The sequence below is a fragment of the Mesorhizobium sp. IMUNJ 23232 genome (assembly GCF_044326205.1).
Taxonomy (GTDB): Bacteria; Pseudomonadota; Alphaproteobacteria; order Rhizobiales; family Rhizobiaceae; genus Kumtagia.
Genome location: NZ_JBIRCY010000010.1, coordinates 67,947 through 86,367, shown reverse-complemented (window position 1 = coordinate 86,367; position 18,421 = coordinate 67,947). Strand labels below are relative to the sequence as shown.

The 18,421-nt window shown below is 63.6% G+C and carries 12 protein-coding genes; 4 read left to right on the top strand and 8 right to left on the bottom strand.

Annotated elements, in window-relative coordinates:
• Positions 1-170: 170 nt before the first annotated feature.
• Together ACH196_RS09840 and pseC are read right to left on the bottom strand one after the other, a co-directional pair.
• Positions 171-2,120: a hypothetical protein gene (locus ACH196_RS09840; RefSeq protein ID WP_396646707.1), complete on the bottom strand. Its 1,950-nt coding sequence runs from the start codon at positions 2,118-2,120 to the stop codon at positions 171-173.
• 85 nt (positions 2,121-2,205) lie between these two features.
• A complete protein-coding gene (gene pseC, locus ACH196_RS09835) occupies positions 2,206-3,402 on the bottom strand; it encodes a UDP-4-amino-4,6-dideoxy-N-acetyl-beta-L-altrosamine transaminase (protein ID WP_396646706.1) in 1,197 nt (398 codons plus the stop codon).
• Between the two features lie 380 nt (positions 3,403-3,782).
• Between pseC and pseB the strand changes: the two genes are divergently transcribed.
• The gene (gene pseB, locus ACH196_RS09830) at positions 3,783-4,805 is read left to right on the top strand and encodes a UDP-N-acetylglucosamine 4,6-dehydratase (inverting) (protein ID WP_396646705.1); all 1,023 of its coding nucleotides are present in this window, start codon (positions 3,783-3,785) and stop codon (positions 4,803-4,805) included.
• Between the two features lie 861 nt (positions 4,806-5,666).
• Positions 5,667-6,614 (top strand): hypothetical protein, encoded by a 948-nt coding sequence (locus ACH196_RS09825; protein WP_396646704.1) that lies wholly within the window; start codon positions 5,667-5,669, stop codon positions 6,612-6,614.
• Positions 6,615-6,942: 328 nt separating this feature from the next.
• Here the strand turns inward: ACH196_RS09825 and pseI are convergent, their stop codons facing one another.
• From pseI to pseF, 5 genes are all read right to left on the bottom strand, one after another.
• Positions 6,943-8,004: a pseudaminic acid synthase gene (gene pseI / locus ACH196_RS09820; protein WP_396646703.1), complete on the bottom strand. Its 1,062-nt coding sequence runs from the start codon at positions 8,002-8,004 to the stop codon at positions 6,943-6,945.
• 59 nt (positions 8,005-8,063) lie between these two features.
• Positions 8,064-8,978 (bottom strand): NAD-dependent epimerase/dehydratase family protein, encoded by a 915-nt coding sequence (locus tag ACH196_RS09815; RefSeq protein WP_396646702.1) that lies wholly within the window; start codon positions 8,976-8,978, stop codon positions 8,064-8,066.
• An 83-nt stretch (positions 8,979-9,061) separates the two neighbouring features.
• Entirely contained in the window at positions 9,062-10,186 is a 1,125-nt protein-coding gene (locus ACH196_RS09810; protein ID WP_396646701.1) for an ATP-grasp domain-containing protein, read from the bottom strand.
• Positions 10,183-11,235 (bottom strand): PseG/SpsG family protein, encoded by a 1,053-nt coding sequence (locus tag ACH196_RS09805; RefSeq protein WP_396646700.1) that lies wholly within the window; start codon positions 11,233-11,235, stop codon positions 10,183-10,185. Before ACH196_RS09805 ends, ACH196_RS09810 begins: the two co-directional genes overlap by 4 nt.
• On the bottom strand, positions 11,232-11,930 hold the full coding sequence (gene pseF, locus ACH196_RS09800) for a pseudaminic acid cytidylyltransferase (protein ID WP_396646699.1): 699 nt from the start codon (positions 11,928-11,930) through the stop codon (positions 11,232-11,234). The genes ACH196_RS09805 and pseF overlap by 4 nt, the downstream gene beginning before the upstream one ends.
• A gap of 480 nt (positions 11,931-12,410) precedes the next feature.
• On the opposite strand from pseF, the gene ACH196_RS09795 reads away from it, so the two are divergent.
• On the top strand, positions 12,411-15,506 hold the full coding sequence (locus ACH196_RS09795; RefSeq protein WP_396646698.1) for a hypothetical protein: 3,096 nt from the start codon (positions 12,411-12,413) through the stop codon (positions 15,504-15,506).
• Positions 15,507-15,524: 18 nt separating this feature from the next.
• Positions 15,525-17,654 (top strand): capsular polysaccharide biosynthesis protein, encoded by a 2,130-nt coding sequence (locus tag ACH196_RS09790; protein ID WP_396646697.1) that lies wholly within the window; start codon positions 15,525-15,527, stop codon positions 17,652-17,654.
• Between the two features lie 21 nt (positions 17,655-17,675).
• On the opposite strand, the gene ACH196_RS09785 is transcribed toward ACH196_RS09790, so the two are convergent.
• Complete coding sequence (locus tag ACH196_RS09785; protein WP_396646696.1) at positions 17,676-18,374, bottom strand: ABC transporter ATP-binding protein; 699 nt, start codon at positions 18,372-18,374, stop codon at positions 17,676-17,678.
• Positions 18,375-18,421 lie beyond the last annotated feature (47 nt).

Here is an 18,421-nt window from a genome sequence, read left to right as displayed (position 1 = left end):
GCCCAGCAGCAAGGGGGAAGGGGTGAGCGCGTCCGAGAGCGCTCCGTCGCCGCTTTCCAGGCGACCATAGCCCCGCCCCCTTGCTTTGGGCCTCGCGCCGAAGCCAGCGATCAACAGTTCCGGCATATCCGGCAAGCAGGCAGATCAGACGATCGGCGCCTCGCGGTGCATCAGGCTCCGAAAGTCAGATGCGCGACCGCATATGAGCCGAGGCGGATCGTCCCGCCCGCAAAGGGCGCAGCTTTCGACATGAAGCCCGGATCGCTGGCGGCCTTCTCGAAACTCCCCTCGTCCAGCACGGCCAGCGTCGCCTTGCCCCGGGCGCCTTCCACGGACACGTCGACGGAATCCGCCGAGGTGTTGGCAAGCCAGAGATGCGTGACGCCGCCATCTTTCCACGCCATGGCCCGGACGCGGTCGGCGTCCGCCGACAAGACGTCGACGCGCGGCTTTCCGGCGCCGGCGGCGATGCCGGCGATCACATGGTATAGCGGATAGACCTGAGCGGACGATGCCTCGTCGAACCAGGGCTGGGCGTGCGGCAGCTTGCGATAGACAATGCCGAACTCGCCGGCCGGGGACGCTACGGTCGCCGCCTCGACGCCGCCATTGGCGGCCTGCGACAGGTAGCCCAGATGCCACGCCGCGCCGAACAGGCCGCGGTGCCGCGGCTCGACGCGCGCCATGGTGACGCGGCCATTGTCCGGATTGGGCGTCACCCGCGAGCCGTAGGGGTTAAAACTGTTGCCGATATGCGACGGGCCGATCCGGTACGGCTCGCCGCCGGTGATGTTTTTGGTCGAATGAATAATATGGCCGACCGATTCCAGCGTCTCCATCACCGAGCGGTCGTCCGCGGCATGCACCACGCCTGACGTGGCATGGGTGATGAAATCGAACACGCCGCGCGGCGGGCGCTTGCGGTTGAGTTCGGTGAAATTGGAAAGCATGCCGCCACCGATGCGCGCGCCGGGAAAGGCCGCGCGGGCAGCGGCAGCAACCGCCTCGAAGCTCGGAACGCCCTCCGGAAACGGGCGCCCCGGCGGATAGGACACAAGATCCGCCGCCGGCGTGACGACGACCGCAGCCGGCGACAGGCCGGCGTCGCGAACAGCCTTCGCCACGGGTGCCAGTTCGGCGGCCGGCTCCTGATCTCCCCGAATGATGATCTCAAGCACCAGCTTCGCACCGTTGGAGTCAGCCAGATGCCGGTAATGCGCCAGCGGCGCCTGCCATGCGTCCGAGCGCAGGTCGAGCCGGCAGTTTAGATGCGAAACCGATGCCTGCTGCACCAGCGTCGCCGAGCCCGCCGCAAGCTCGGCATCCTCCGGCAGGACGCTGAGCCCGATCTCCGGCATTTTTCCGGCCTCGCCACCAAGGCTCACCGTCACCGCGCCCACTTCCGCCGGCTTGACCGGAAGCGTGCCGGAGAAGCGCAAGGTGACCGACTGCGAAACCTCCTCGCCCGCCGCGATCTCATAGGGCCAGGGCAGCGACAGCGGCCGGCTATAAGTTTTCAGCGACGCGTCGGTCCAGTTGCGGTGGTCTTCCGTCTCCCAGCTATCGCCCTCCATGCGGATCGTCGCCCTGACGCCCGGCAGCGGCGAATGGGTCATCGCCCGGACGAGCAGATAGGGTTGGTCCGGAACGATCTCCGCCGACACCACGGCCTCCTCGACCGAACCGTCGGTGTGCTCGACGGTCATCGGCTCGCCGACGACGCCACGCAGCGGATGCAGGATGACAAAACCGGTGCGGCAAGTGACAAAATCCCTTTCGGGTCGGCCCTTGCCGGCCAGGGTCAGCGTGCCGTCGGCCTCGCCGCGATAGGAGCCGTGCCAGACGAAGTCGCCGTCGATGGTCGGGCAGCGCGCGTCGAATTCAAGCAAGAAGCCGTTTTCGTCCTGGTCGAGTTTCAGATTGCCGATCCGCGGGATTGCGGTGCTCCAGTTGCGATCGCGGATCAGGAACGAGATTGCGCGAATCACCTCGACACCGCCGAGTCTGATCCACCGCAACTGTCCGGCGTCGAAGGTCGCGGTGACAGGGCCGGCCTTGAGTTCAAATGTCTCCGGCAGAGGTTCGGTGGTTCCGTAGAGCAGTATGTTCCGGTCGGCCATGGTCAAATCTCCTCCCCTATGCAGCGAAGCCGCGACGGACCTCCATCCGCGCGGCTTGCCTTTCCCCGACCGATGCGGACCTCTGTCAGCCAGCGGCGACGGCCTGCAGCGCCTCGACCACCGTATCCACGTCCGAATCCTTCATGTCGGGATAGAGCGGCAGCGACAGGCAGCGCGCGTAATAGCGGTCGGCGCCCGGCAGTTCCGGCGAAGCGGAAGCCTCGACATAATAAGGCTGGCGGTGGATCGGGATGTAGTGGACCTGCGTGCCCACGCCCTTCTCCTTCAGCCTGTTCATGAATTTGGCGCGGCTGATGCCGATGCCGTCGAAATCGACCAGCGCGACCATCAGATGCAGCGCCGAATTGCTGCCCGCCGGCGCCTCCACCAGCCGCAGCGTGTCGCTGTTCAGCTTGGCGAAGGCCTCGCGGTAGCGGGCGGTGAGCGCGCGCCGGCGTTCGAGGAATTCGGGCAGGCGGCCGAGCTGCGACGAGCCAAGCGCAGCCTGGAAGTCGGTCAGGCGGTAGTTGAGGCCCAGGGTCTGCAGCTCGTGGTACCAGGGATTGGCCTCGCCGTCGGTGTCGAAGCCGAGCCCGGTATTGCTGAAGCCCGCGCTTTCGCGCTCTATGCCGTGGCTGCGCTCCAGGCGCATCTGGCGGGCCATCCTGTCGTCATTGGTGGTGATCGCGCCGCCCTCGCCGGTGGTGATGGTCTTGACCGGATGGAAGGAGAAGACCGCCAGATCGCAATAGGTGCAGTCGCCGACCTGCCAGGCCTGCCCGTCATTCGATTCGGTGCCAAGCGCGTGGCAGGCGTCCTCGACGATCTTCAGCCCATGCGCCCGCGCTATCTTCGAAATCGCCGCCATCGGCACCGGGTTGCCGCCCATGTGGACGACGAAGACGGCCTTCAGCCGCTTCGGATCGGCGCGCGATATCGCCTCCTCAAGTGCTGCCGGCGTGATCAGCGCCGTATCCGGATCGACATCGGCGAAGATGATTTCGGCGCCGACATAGCGCGGACCGTTGGCGGTCGCCATGAACGAGATCGAGGGAACGATGACCTGGTCGCCGGGCTTCAGGCCCAATGCAAGGCTGGCCAGGTGCAGCGCCGCCGTGCCGTTGGCACAAGCGATCGCGTGCTTTGCGCCAACGGATTTGGCGAGCGCGTCCTCGAAAACCCCGACCGCCGGGCCTGTCGTGAGATAATCGCCGCGAAGCACGTCAACGACCGCCCGAATATCGTCCTCGCTGATCGACTGCCGGCCATAAGGTAAAAACATCTAAAGAAACTCCGCCATGGTGGGGCAAACTGTTTTGTTGGCTTCGCAAATGTCGAGCAGATTCGTCTCGATCGATCCGACAAGGAGATGAGCGTTTGGCCGGAATTGTGGCACGCCCCCGAAAGCGGGCGGACTATTGCCACACTATCGGCGCGCGTCAAGCTCCCGTGGACCACACAACAGAAGCCGATCCGGCAGAGATCGTACGCCGGGGTTTCCAACTTTCATCTTCTGCAACGCAACATATTGACTTTGGCGGCCGCGCACTGTTGAACGGCGCCATCCATCTTCCGGGTTTTGGGGCACCCTACATCAACGTCAAAAATCCGAGCAAACGGACGGTGAACACACCGCCTTTTGCCGAACCAGCGAGATAGAGAATGCAACTTGTAGACCTCAACAGCCGGAACATCCTCGTGACCGGAGGCACCGGCTCTTTCGGCAAGGCCTTCATCAACCGCGTGCTTTCGACCAGCACCCCGGACCGGATCGTCGTCTATTCGCGCGACGAGCTCAAGCAGTACGAAATGCAGCAGCAGTTGCGCCAGAAGTTCCCCGCCGACAAGCTGCATTCGCTGCGCTTCTTCATCGGCGACGTCCGCGACCAGGACCGTCTGCGCATGGCGACCCGCAATATGGACTACGTCGTCCACGCCGCCGCGCTGAAGCAGGTGCCGGCCGCCGAATACAACCCGATGGAATGCATCAAGACCAACATTATGGGCGCCGAGAACGTGATCGCCGCCGCCCTCGACAATGACGTCGAAAAGGTCGTCGCGCTGTCCACCGACAAGGCCTGCAACCCGATCAACCTCTACGGCGCCACCAAGCTCGCCTCGGACAAGTCCTTCGTGGCCGCCAACAACCTGGTCGGCCGCAACCGCCGGACCCGCTTCGCCGTCGTGCGCTACGGCAACGTCATCGGCTCGCGCGGATCGGTGGTGCCGTTCTTCGCCGCGCTCGCCAAGCAGAACGCCGACATCCCGATCACCGACGAGCGCATGACCCGCTTCTGGATCACGCTCGAGCAGGGCGTCGATTTCGTGCTCTCCAGCTTCCCGATCATGCAGGGCGGCGAAATCTTCGTGCCGAAGATCCCGAGCGTCAACATCATGCAGCTCGCCAACGTGATCGCGCCGAACTGCAAGACCCACACGGTCGGCATCCGGCCCGGCGAGAAGCTGCACGAGGTGATGATTTCCGTCGACGACGCCTACATCACCGTCGACCTCGGCAGCCGCTACGCGATCGAGCCGGCCTTCGACGATTTCGCCCGCAAGTCTCTGAAGGAGACGATGGGCGCGACCACGGTGCCGGATCGTTTCACCTATTCCAGCGACACCAACCCCGACGTGCTGGACGACAACGGCCTGCGCAAGCTGCTGGCCGAAGCCGGCTACTGATTCGCACGCAGCATCGATTTTTCGAAGGCCGTCCGGTTCCGGGCGGCCTTTTTGCTTGGGTGCGCTGTTTTGGCGCAATGCTTCGTGGTGTCGAGGCGCGACACGAAAACCCGGCCTTCCTCACGTCTTGCACCAACGAGACACCCGTGTTGGACGGAGTGGGGCGGTCGATCGGTGCCCGCTCCTTTCATGCCACTTCCCGTTATGTTGAAGACGAAGCGGTGGCGAATGTCGGTGCGCTGGAGCAGCTAGGGCGGGCGTCCGCCCGTTGGTCATGCTTGTTCCGCAATAATCCACGCGGGTTGCGAGCAACTCTCTGTTTCCGCTTGGCTTTACAGGCATGACATTCTTCGCGGGCGGCGATTTTCATTTCATTTTGGGGGACGTCCTGCTCTACATTGTTCTACCTCACCGGAGTGCTTCGCCACCGGTACGGCATGGGTCCCAGGGTCTGCGCACTCGCTTCGCTCCTGCTTGCCCTAGGATGACGAAGCGTCGGGTGTTTCCGCCGATCGCCAACGGTGGCGATTGGCCAAAGACATCAACGCGTTCGTCATCCTAGGGCAAGCAGGAGCGAAGCGAACTGCGCGACCCTAGGACCCATGCCGTGCCGGTGGCGAAATGCTCCGGCGGTCCCGAAAAAGCGCTGCACGGCACCCCGAAAACGGGGATGAGAAATCACCGCCAGACAGAAAATATTCTTGGACGAACGCCGACAGACACCGCCAAGCCATTGTTTTTGCTTTGCCCGCTTTCGCCCGCCCGACACACAAAACACCGCCGAACAAGATTCTCATCCCCCTCCCCAAATCCTGCCTCATACTTGCCGCCGGTTCCCGCGCGGAACGAAAGGAGATGGTGGTGGAGTTGGGAGACGCGAGTGAGACAATCGAGCGATATCGGCAAGCGCTGAAGCACATCCTTGCCATGCTCGTCGGCATGGCCGAGATGGGGTTCGGCAGGCCGCTGTCCCTGGTGCTCGGCGAAGCCGCTGTCGCGCCAAGGCCGGGACGAGCGGGGCGGACGGGGAGCAAAAAACCGTCAGCGGCGCTCTGCCTGCCGCGCCACCTCTACCGCGCCATTCTTCTGCTGCTGCGCCCGGCCGAATCCGCCGCGCGTCGCCTCGTCATCGCGGCGGCGCAAGGCATCGTGGTGACGCTGCCATCGTTTCGTCCGCGCAAGCCGAAACCAAAAATTTCCGACACGGTGGCCGCCATGCGCCGCCTCGGCCTCGCCGTTAATTTGTCAAAGGCAGACTTTGCCCGCTATGAAGCCGAGCGGAAAGCCGCCGAACGCCGCGCCGCCAGGCCGCGTACAGTAAACCTTTCGCTGCTCGATGCGCTGAAATATCCCTTCCGCATCCGCCGCAAGTATGTGCCCGCGCATGCCGTGCCACGCATCCGGTCGCTCGACGACGATGCGCGCTACACGCCGTTGCCGCCGCCGCCGTCACGCGACGATCCGATGAATGCGGCGAAACTGACGCTCAGGCTGGACGCGCTGGGTCAGGCGCTGGACGATCTTCCGGGCCAGGCGCAACGTTTCGCCTGCTGGAAGGCGCGCAACGACGCCACCCTCGCCCGCGACAAAGCGGCCCGCGACGCGGCGGGGGCAGGCGGCAAGCAGCGCCAAGTCCGGTTCCGGCGTTTTTCGCCGCTCCGGCGCGGCCGTCCGCCCGGTGGAAGATTGCCGCGCTTCGATCCGGACGCTTCGAAACGCAAGAACATCCGCGAGGTCGACGAGATCCTGGCGCATGCCAATGCGATGGCGCACTACGCGCTGGAGCCGCCGAGGCGCAACTCGTCATGACGCAGGCCCTGTCGGCTCGGCGATCCTCAAAAAGCAAATTATCTCAACGGCTTAACGTCAATCGGAAAAAGTATCCGGGTGTGGCGGCGAAGACGGCTGCCTACAGGGGACAGTTTACTTTTTCCGCAGAAGGGCGCGGCGCTTCAAGGCTGGCGCGGGCGGAAAAAAGTAAACTGTCCCCGGCGTTTAAGCCGGCCCGGCCGCCAGCTTCCTGCGAACCGGGTTGGGTTGTCAGGGGAACCGGCATTGCTTAATTCCACGGAAGGGCGCAGCCGCTTCAAGGCTGGCACAGGCGGAATTAAGGTAACTGTCCCCGGCGTTTGCGCCTTTAGCCCAGAAGATCCCAGCTCACCGGCGTACCCTTCTTGACCGGCTTGGAGACGCGGCGGCCGAGCAGGGTGTCGTAGAATTTCGGCGCCAACCCGAGGCCCGGCCGGATGCTGCGGATATTGTCGGCGGTGATCTCGCCGCCCGCCTCGATGTCCCTGGTCACATAGAGCGAACGGCGGCGGGTGCGGCCCTTCTGCTCCGATTCCGTCGCCCCGTAGAAGATCGAGCCAAGCGCCGCCTGCGCGACCTTCACGCCGTCGACCAGCGCCTTGAACTCGTCCGGCTCCAGCGAGAAGGCGGAATCGACGCCGCCTTCGGCGCGCGACATGATGAAGTGCTTTTCGATCACCCCTGCCCCCAGCGCCGTCGCAGCCACTGCCGCGCCGATGCCCAGCGTATGGTCGGAAAGGCCGGCCTCGCAGTCGAACAGTTTTGCCAGATGCGGGATGGTGCGCAGGTTGGAGTTTTCAGGCGAGGCCGGATAGGAGCTGGTGCACTTCAACAGCACAAGATGCTTGCAGCCGGCGCTGCGCGCCGCCGTTACCGCGTCGTCGATCTCGGCGATGGTGGCCATGCCTGTCGAGATGATCATCGGCTTGCCGGTCGACGCGACCTTCCTGATCAGCGGGATGTCGACGCATTCGAACGACGCCACCTTGTAGCAGGGCACGTCCAGCGTCTCGAGGAAATCCACCGACGTGTCGTCGAAGGCCGAGCTGAAGGCCAGCATGCCGTGGCTCTTGGCGCGGTCGAAGATCGGCTTGTGCCATTCCCAGGGGGTGTGGGCTTCCTTGTAGAGGTTGTAGAGGTCGCGGCCCGCCCACAGCGAGGAAGGATTGTTGATGACGAACTCGCCCTCCTTGACGTCCAGCGTCATGGTGTCAGGCGTGTAGGTCTGCAGCTTCAGCGCATCGGCGCCCGACGCGGCGGCCGCGTCGACGATCGCCAGCGCCTTGTCCAGCGACGCGTTATGGTTGCCGGACATCTCGGCGATGATGAAGGGCGACTGGTCGTTCGCTCTTTCGGTACCGGCAAACAGAAGTTCTTTCAGACGGGCCATGATCTCTGTCTCTAATCGGGGGGTTTTGGGGCGGAGGGAGACCGCCCGTTTTGTCGGCGTCACCTATCGCAGGCTTTTTCCCGCGTCGCAAGAAAGTCGGCAAGGCCCTCGGCCAGGCCATAGCGCGGCCGCCAGCCGAGCGCGGATGCGGCATGGCCGATATCCATGCGGTTCTTGCGCACCAGCGCCTCGTGCGAATTTTCGGTGACGAGGTTTCCGGCATTGCCGAAGATTTCGTTCACCGTCTCGGCCATCTGCACGACCGTATAGGCGTCGCCGCAGCCGATGTTGAATGTGCCGCCGGAATTCTTGTCGTCCAGCGCGGTGACGATCGCACCTACGGCGTCTCGCACGTAAAGCTGGTCGATGCTGATCAGCCGGTTGCCCTGCAGCGTCAGCGTGCGTTTGGCGCTCGCCTCGTTGATGAACCGCATCAGCGCCGGCGTGCCCTTCTCGCCATGGCCATAGACGGCGGCGAAGCGCAGATTGGTCAGCGCGATCTTCGCGTCACGCGCATAGAGGCTGGCGTATTGCTCGGCCATCAGTTTCGACAGACCATAGGCGTTGAGCGGCTGCGGCACCTCGGTCTCGCGATACGGCGCCTCGTTTTTCGCCGAATAGACGGCGATGGTCGAGGCGATGACCACCTTGCCAACGCCGGCCGCCTTGGCGGCGCGCATCAGGTTCTCGGTGGCCAGCAAATTGGGCTCGACGAACGGCGCCAGCCTGTTCGGCTCATCCTCGTGGGTCATGCGGCGGCCGGCCAGATGCACGACCGCATCCGTGCCCGCGAAGATCGCCGTCAGGCTTTCCTCAGAGTAATCCGTTTCCTGCGCGACCATCCCGCCGCCCGCCTGGGCAGGCTTGCCCGAACCGGCGCGGCCGAGCGCGACCACCTGGTGGCCGTCGCCGATCAGCGTCTCGACCAGATAGCGGCCGATGAAGCCTGACGCGCCCGTCACCGCAATCTTCATTGCCGCCTCCGATCATTTGCCTGGACGGAAATCCGCCCGGGCAGGTGCAACAACCGCCGAAGAAAGGCGATTTTTCGACCGCCTTATCGTTTCCTGACGTAGTAGCCGACCACTTCCAGTCGTCCGTTCACCGGCACGACCGGCTGGCCCTGCTGGTAACGGTATTCGTGATAGAGCGCGTCCTCCGGAACAGGAAACTGGCCCTTGTCGAAGGGTTTTCCGGGCGGCATCTGCTGGAACATCAGTTCGTAGACGGCACCGGGGTCGTTGCGGCCTTTCTGTCTGGCCACCGATTCGCCGGTCAGCCGACGCACCGCGCCGTCGAGAAAATCGATGTCGCGCGCCGCCTTGATCAGCCGCCACACATGGCATCCGTCGAGGCGCGGCGCGATCTCGACGATACGCGGCCCATCCGGCGTGACGATCATCTGGTAATAAAGCGTGCCGTCCTTGATGCCCAGCGCGCGCGTGACGTCCTCGACCAGCTTGCCGGCTTCCCTGACGAAATGCTCGGGTACATGGACGATCGGGATGAGGTGGCCGGTCGGGATGCCGAAATTGGCGCCTGTGTGGACGAGGCGTTCCGAAAGTTCGGAGACGACCAATTCGCCGTCGCTGACCAGCACGTTGCAGGAGATCTCGACGCCTTCGAGGAAGGCCTCGATGATGGCGCTCTTCGGCTCCTTGCAGGCATCGATCGCGATCTCGATTGCTTCGGCCAGATGCGCCTTGTCGAACACTTTCTGGACGCCGCGCTGGCCCTGCGCGTCGGTCGGCTTGACCACGCAGGGGAAGACTGACCAGTCGCTGGCCTGGTCCGCCGAGGTCACTTCCGCGAAGGCGACGGGGCTGAGATTGCGGCTGTTCAAAAATTCGCGCAGCAGCGGCTTCTTGTTGAAGACGTCGACCAGCCCGCTGTCGAAGAAATGCGGCAGGCCGAGCTTTTCCGACACCTCGGTAGCGGCGGTGATGGCGACATCGGAGGAGATCGAATAGACGATCTCCGCCTTTTTCTCGCGCGCCAGCTCGGAAACCGCGTCGATATCGCGGATGTCGAGCTTGACGAATTCATGCGCCAGCGTCTCGCCGGGGTCGCCGACCTGCCTGCCCGACACGGCGGTGACGTGCCAGTCCCGTTCCTTCAGATAGCGGATCAGATCGGCCTGGCCGGCATTGGCGCCGAGCACGATGGCTGTGCCATTGGTCATTTGTTTCGGTCCTTCAGCAAATGGTCTGCAAGCCGCCTGGCGCCCTGGCCATCGACGGCATTCCTGCCGACCCGAGTCATTTGGGCACGGCGCGGCCTGTCCGCAATCAGCGGGACGACGCGGTCGTCGAGCAGTTCCGGGGTGAGATCGAAGACACGCCCGAGGAAGATCGCAGCGCCGAGCTTTTCCCAGGCGTCGCACTGGCGAAGCTGGTTGTCGGCAAGCGCGGTCACAACCATCGGCAGCCCGCAGGCCGCCGCCTCATAGATGCTGATGCCGCCGCCGAGGATCGCCAGGTCGCAACTGGCGAACAGTCCGGCAATGTCCTTCGGCTCGACATGCAACGCGACGCGATCCCCGGCATGTTCGTCGATCCAAGCCCGGATGGCCGGGATATTGGGGTTGCGTGACCCCGACATGACGGCGAAGCGGATATTTTGCGCCGTCCGGTCGAACAGCGCCTTGAGAGTGAGCAGAACGGCGCCCTGGTCGTCGCCGCCGCCGAACGAGACAAGGATCGTCCTGACCTCGCGCTCATCCGGCTGGAGTTCGGGCGGCGGGAATTCCGGCCGCAGGACAGAATAGCTCGGGCCGAAGAGCATTTCGGTATGGGGATTGAGCAGATGGGGCCGCCAGCGCTCGTCGGTCTCGGACGGGCTGCCGTGGACGATCATGTCGGCCCAGAAGCGGTTCGGCTTGCTCGCATCGAAGTGCTGCATCCAGATCAGCCCTTCGTCCCTGAGCACTTCCTGAAAACGCTCGTCGGTCCGGTAGTCGTCGAGCACCGCACGGCGTGCGCCATGCGAGCGCGCGATCTCCACGAAATTTCGCGCGTCGCCCGCGCCGGATTCCCATTCGGGCACCGCGATCCAGTCGTCGAACAGCGCCTTGTCGCTTTCGCTGCGATAATCGAGGGTGGGACCGACCATGATGCATCTCTGGCCAGCGTCGCGCAGCGCTCCGGCAAAAGTGCGCGAGCGCATCAGATGGCCGATGCCGATCGCCGGACTTACGTCGCAGCGAAATATGACCGAGGGCCGGTCCGTCACCCCGCCGCTCCCTTGCCGAGCGCGGAAAACATCATCTCGGCGCGTTTCCAGTCGTCCTCGTTGTCGATGTCGTGAACCCGCCAGTTGGGGATCATGACCGGCGCCGCCTGCAGGCCGAACATGGGCTCGTCGCTGAGGAAGGCGTCGCGCTTGCCCCAATAGAACTGGCCGGCGTCGTGAAATACTTCTTCCAGGTCCTGCGTGCGGGTGAGGCGATGTTCCGGCTGGCACATCTCGACGCCGCCGTTTGCGGCGCGCCTGAGCGCCCGCTGGATGGGATAGGCATAGGCCGTCGCCGAGAAGGCGAACTGGCGGCCGTCGGCGGTCAGGCGCTCAAGCCCGTGGCGAAGATCATCCGGCTCGACAAACGCGGCCGTCGCGTAGATGCAGCAGGCCGCATCGACCGGACCGAAGGCGCGCTCGGCCTCGTGGATCGCGTGCTGGATGACCTTGCGAGTGCCGGTGTGGTCGTCGGACAGTTCGGCCGGGCGCAGGAATGGCGCCTCGGCGCCGGCGGCCACGGCAACGTCGCGAATCTCGACATCGTCGGTCGACACGAGGATGTGGTCGAATACCCCGGAATCGGCCGCCGCCTTGATCGCCCATGCGATCATCGGCTTGCCGGCAAAAACCCTGACATTCTTGCGCGGCACCCGCTTGCTGCCGCCGCGCGCCGGAATGACAGCAACTCTCAAAGGCCAAATCTCCTGCCTGCTGGATGCCCTGCCGGACGGGGCGCGGAAAGCCGCCGCTGACTGTTTGCCAAGCGCCGGGAAGCGCCGGTCGCGACGGCGGCGCAGTCATAGTCCGGGCATAATCAAGCCGTCAAGTTCCGGATCGATCGCAAGGTCAAGCGCCCGGGGCCAAGTTTCGACGCGGCCATGGAACGGCTCATCAGGAATAAAACGCGACAACCGCTTCGTTTGACATTCCGTAAGATATGACTAAGCACTCGCGGTCGGGACACGGGATCGATATGATGGCTGGCAGCCGACCGGGTCGTACCCAGAAGGCCCGTTGTCACAAGCGGGCAGCCGGAACCGAATATGGAGTCGTGAGACCTGGGAGCGTAGAGACTGAGGACAATCCTGCCCGATGGAAAGAGGGATATCGGGCAAACGCGAGGCGCATGAACGCGGCTTTGCGGCAGTTGCACGCGCCAGGCGGAGAACCCGATGGTAGCCATTGACGGCAAGGTCAAGCCCCGCAGGCTCAGACGCGACTGGCACGCCCAGTTCATAGCGGCCAGGAATCGGATGCTGATCGAACTCGGCATCGAAAACCACGCGCTGACGATCTACGACGGCTGGCGCTCGATGCATGAGCGTGTCGTCCAGGGGCTTGCCAAACGCGCGCATTCGCGCCCCGGCATCCAGTCCACCATCCGCCTCTCGCTTGGTCTGCTTCCGTTCGCGCGCACGCGCAAGCTCTACAAGGCTAGCCTGGCAGCGATTCGCGCCCTGGATGCCGCCAACCCCGACGCCCTGCCGGAATTGCTGACGGCGATGGTCGAGTTCGAGACCATCGCCCGCGCCGCGCCGTTTTCGGCCGGAAGCCGGATCCTCGAGTTGCTTTCGTCGGAGGAAGGTCGCCAGGACCTGATCCAGGCGTCCGGGCAGATATTGCCGAGGCATCCCGACAGTCCCTTTCTGATCTACGTGCGAAGCGCCTCCCTGGCGAAGAACGGCAATATCCGCGAAGCTCATGATTTCGTCATGGCGGCAATCCGGCGCTGCCAGGAGGATGCCGCGTCCGGCCTGCTGACGGAACGAAACAGGCGGCGTTACAAGCAGTTGAACAAAGTGTGGCGGGTCATCGATACCATCTCGCGAGACGCTGCCACCTGGTCGGACGGCAGCGGCGGCGATACGCCACCCTGGGCCAGATCCGACGGTTCCTCCGCGGACACGCAAAGATCCAACATCGGGTCGGCGGATCGTGCCGACGAAGAACTCGGGTTCTCGGAGCAGCTCCTCCAAAGCCGCCAATACGACCGTTACCTGGACATCTGTAAGCGCAAATTCGACAATGCGAAGCGGCTGCACGAGAAGTTCGGCGCCTTGCGGGACATGCTGCGTGAAGGGCTTAGGCGGATCGCCGACTATCACGCGCCCTACAATCTGGCATCGGCCTGTTTTGGGGAGATCGCACCTCAATGGAAGAGGTTGGCGGAGCCCTCCTACATAGATGGCCGGAAAAGCTGGACCGCGATGCGGGCTACGGCGAAGCTGCTCGCCGAAGCGCTCCAGCTCGCCCGGCAATTGCGCAGGAGCGACGATGTCGCCCTGCTGGAACGGTCCCTGCTCTATCTTGCGGGCAAGCCGGCCGCCGCGACCGCCATATGGACGGCCTGCCATGCACTCGTCGGGGACGCAGCCGAAAGCTATGTCGAGGAAACGATAGCGCTCATATCCAAGTCGCGACGCCACCCGGAAGGCGATGCGGATATCCGCGAATTCTTCATCTGGGCGCGCCGGGTTCAGCGCTTCGATCTGGCGCATGCCATCTACGATCGGCTGCCGTCATGGTGGAAGGCCTCGATAGGCGTCCCGCAATATGCAGCGATTCTTCAGCAGGAAGGACAATTCGCGCGCGCCGCTGCGTTGATACGGACGGTGAACGCCAACCTGTTGCGGCACCCCTATTGGCTCGATGCCAACTACAGCTGGTCACAAATCCGCCGCGCGGGCGAACTCGAATTCGCGGACGAAACCGCGCGGCGCTACAGCAGCATTCCCCAGCCCGCGTCACCACGGGGTGTGATATTCCTTGCGCCGCGCGGCCTCGTGCAGATGCGATTGTATCCGCTGGTCGTGCTGATGGAGATGAAGAAGAAGGGCTGGGCGGTCATACCGCTGACAAAAGGCGTTCTTCCGCTCGAGCCGACCGGGATCGCCGAGATCGATCGTTTCCTGGGATGCATGACCCTGGAGGGACAGCTCGATCGCAAGGTCGCCCGGCACTTTCCGGAAGTCTCGGGTTTCGACGCTGACATCGTCCATGGACGACTGCGCTGGAACGATCTCAACCTCGACCATGTTCTCTGGGAGGATGCGGCAATAAACCGGCGCCGCTACAACGTCGACTACACCTGCCCCTCGTTGCGCGGCGTCCTTGAACGCCTCACCCGCTGGACCAGGACCTATTGCTCGGTTCTGGAGGCCGCCAAGGATACGATGGTCGGAAACGGGACGCGCTGCGGTTTCCTGGTCCTTCAACAGTCGCGGCTGCCCGACGCCGTCGTCAGGTTCCGTCTCCAGGAAATTGGCGATCCCGACAATTTCTTCTGCGTGCACTCGTCGAACGGCTACGAGAATTATTTCGTAAATTTCAAGTCTGCCGTTTCGACCAGGACCGCGCTGCGCAACCTGACGCGTTACCCCGAGATGCGTACCGCAAGTTTCCCTGTCCCGGCCGAATTCGAAGCATTCTACCGGGAAAATCGGACGCGCGCGCCCGAGATGCTGCGTTCCGTGCAGGACATCACCCGAATGCGGCGCTCGACGGGGGGACAGGCGGAACGCCTGCCGGAGGCGCAAGCCTGCATGGAGCGGATCGTTGCATGGCGAAAGCGCGGCGGCAAGGTTGCCTGCCTGTTCGGCAAAGTCGTTTGCGACTCCCTCGTTCCCTTCGACGGCGGGCCTGCTCATTCGAGCATGAAGGACTGGTTGAACCATGCAATCGAATCGGTGCGCGGAAGCGACACGCTGCTGTTGATCAAGCCTCACCCTCATGAGATGCGCAACGAGATCGGCGTATTCCTGACGGAATGGTTCTTCGATCTCATTGAAGAAGATCTGCCGGACAATGTCGTCCTTCTCGGCCATCGTTGGTTCGACCTGCATGACCTGGACGGACTGATCGATCTCGGCGTGATCTACAACGGCACCAGCGCGGCCGAACTGGGTGTGCTGGGCATCCCCTGTGTGCTCGCCAACCATTTTGCGCCGATCGATTATCCGATCGGCCATGCGGTGCCGACGAGCCGGGCGCATTTCCGGGATTTGCTGCGCTTCGACGAACGGGCGCTGGTCGCGCCGGATTTGCGGGAACGCGCGGCCGCGTGGCTTACACAGATGAGCAGCGGCGGCGCCTCGCGCGACTATCGGTATCACGCCAGGCCCATCACCAATAAAATCGTCTATCCGCCATGGTGGTTCCCGGAAGACGTCGAACGTTATGAACAGCAGGGCGACCCCAACGTGGAATTGCTGGTCGAGGAGATTGTGGCTACAGGCAGCGGCAATCCGGACCTGAAAGCCGCAGAGTAACGGAACTTGAATTCAGGCTTGGAATCCAGGATCGTCACGTCGCCCGATCCGGCCAAGGACGGAACTCATCCCGGGCAGCCTCACCCCGGGAGCGGCCCATCCGCAAAGCCGACCGAACCATCGGATGTTACGATCGGGCTCGCCTCGCGCCGCCTGACACGGCTTTCCCGGATATCGGAGTTCCTTGGCGCTGATACCATTCATCTCAAGCGTTTCAGCACGCCGCTCTGGCGCAGGAACGTCGACAAGTGCGACCGGATCGCCGGATGGGGCAGAAAGCCGACTTCCATCAGGGCGCGCCGGGCCGCGGCCGCGGCCGGCCTGCCGTTCCACTGCCTGGAAGACGGGTTCCTGCGTTCCGTCGGCTCAGGGCATAGAGAGCCTCCCCTGTCCATCGTCGTCGACGACACCGGCATCTACTTCGATGCGACCGGCCCTTCGGCCCTGGAGCGGCTGATCGCAACACCATTGTCCGAGGACCAGGCGGAACGGACGCGACGGCTGATGGCCGCCTGGCGGGAAGGGCGCGTCTCCAAATACAACAAGGCACGCGACTATTCCGGCACGCTGCCGGAGCGTTTCGTGCTGGTGGTCGACCAGACATTCAAGGACGACTCCATCCGCTATGGGCTGGCCGACGTCTCAAGCTTCCAGCGGATGCTCGATGCTGCGATCCGCGAGAATCCCGACAGCACGATCGTGGTCAAGACTCACCCCGACGCCCTCACACGCCGCAAGAAAGGTCATTTCAATCTCAAGGAGATTGCGCGGCTGCCGCGCGTCGAGGTGCTGTCCGCCAACTGCCACGCCGCGTCGATCCTCGAAAAGGCTGAGGCGGTCTATACCGTCACCTCCCAGATGGGATTCGAAGCGCTGATCTGGGGCAAGACCGTGCGTTGTTTCGGCATGCCGTTCTATGCGGGATGGGGGCTCACGGGCGATACAATTTCCCTGCCCGCAGGACGGCGGCGGCCCGCAAGCCTCGAACAACTCGTCCATGCCGCGCTGGTCGCCTATCCTCGCTACATCGACCCGGAAACCGGCAGGCGCTGCGAAGTCGAGACCGTTCTCGACCATATCGCATTACAGCGCCGGATGCGGTCGCGATTTCCGCCGACCGTGCATGCCTTTGATTTCTCGTATTGGAAGAGACCGGCGCTGCGCGATTTCATGGCCGGATCGCAGCTTCATTTTTCCAGCCGCGCGGCGTCGATCCCGCCCGGTGCGACTGTCGCCATCTGGGGGAACGTTGCCGATGAGGAATTGCCAAAGGGCAATCCGCTCATCCGCGTCGAGGACGGCTTCCTGCGCTCGATCGGCCTCGGTGCCGAGTTGCGGCGGCCGCTGTCGCTGGCGCTCGATCCCATCGGAATCTATTACGATTCAGGTGTGCCCTCGACACTTGAAAACATCCTTTCATCGGCGCATTTCGATGCGGCCCTGCTCGGAAGGGCCGCTGCATTGCGTCAGCGCCTGGTGGCCGAGCAACTCAGCAAATACAATCTGCGCGCCGATCCCTGGAACAGGCCGGACACGTCGCGCCGGGTCGTTCTGGTGCCCGGACAGGTCGAGAACGACGCCTCAATCCGCTTCGGCGCGCCCGGCATCCGGCGCAACATCGATCTCCTGCGCGCCGTCCGTGAACGCCTGCCCGATGCCTATCTCGTCTACAAGCCGCATCCCGACGTGGTGGCGGGACTTCGCGATCCGGGCACCGACGAGGCGCGTGCTGCCGAAAGCTGCGACGAGGTGGTCACCAACGCTTCGATCGTGCAGATGCTGTCCGATGTCGACGAGGTTCATCTGTTGACGTCGCTGACCGGGTTCGAGGCGCTGATCCGCGGCAAGGACGTCACCTGCTACGGGCAACCCTTCTACGCGGGCTGGGGCTTCACCACCGATCTCCAGCCGATCGAACGGCGCGAGCGCCGTCTGACGGTCGACGAATTGGTGGCGGGCAGCCTGATCCTCTATCCAACCTATGTCAGCCGGTCCACCGGCCGCTTCATCACGCCGGAGCAGGCCATAGACGATCTTGTCACGTGGAGGGCCGACGGTAACGCGAAGGAAGGGCCGAGCGGCAGAGCGTGGCAGCTTGCAGGCCGGATCGAGACGCTTCTGAAGCCCGTCCTGTCGCGACTCAAGTAACGACCGGCTACGCGAACAGCGTCAATCCGCCATCAGTTCCGGAACCCCGGACGTCGCGCCAACCTTGGGAGCGCCGGAGGATTCGTAATATTTGATCGCCTTGTTGAGGCTGGAGAATTCAAGCAGCCTGCCGTTTTCCAGCACGATGCCGTGCTGGCAGTAATCCTTCATGATCGAGGCGCTGTGGGAAATCAGCAGGACGGTCGCGTTCTTCAGCCTTTCCGTCAGCACGGCCTTGCTCTTGCGCTTGAACGACGGATCTCCAACCGCGATCACCTCGTCGATCAGATAATAGTCGAACTGGATGGCCATCGAGATGCCGAAGGCCACACGCGCCCTCATGCCGCTGGAATAGGTCTTGACCGGCTGCTTCATGGCATCACCGATCTCGGCGAAGTCCTCGACGAAATCCAGCAGTTCCGAGTAATTCCGGCCGTAGATGCGGGAGACAAAGGCAAGATTCTCACGGGCGGTCAACGACCCGTGCAGGCCGCCGTTGAAGCCCAACGGCCAGGAGACGCGCGACGAGCGCTCGACGGTGCCGGAATCCGGCATCTCGGCGCCTGACAGCAGACGCATCAGCGTCGACTTGCCCGCACCGTTGCTGCCCATGATGGCAGTGTTTTTGCCAGGCAGGAAGTCGACCGTGATGCCCTTGATCACGGTCTTGCGCCCCCTCCACGAGGGATAGGATTTCACGACGTTGTTCAGTCGGATCATGACTTCACCGCTCCTGTTCGATCAGGTCGAACCAAAGACATCGCCCG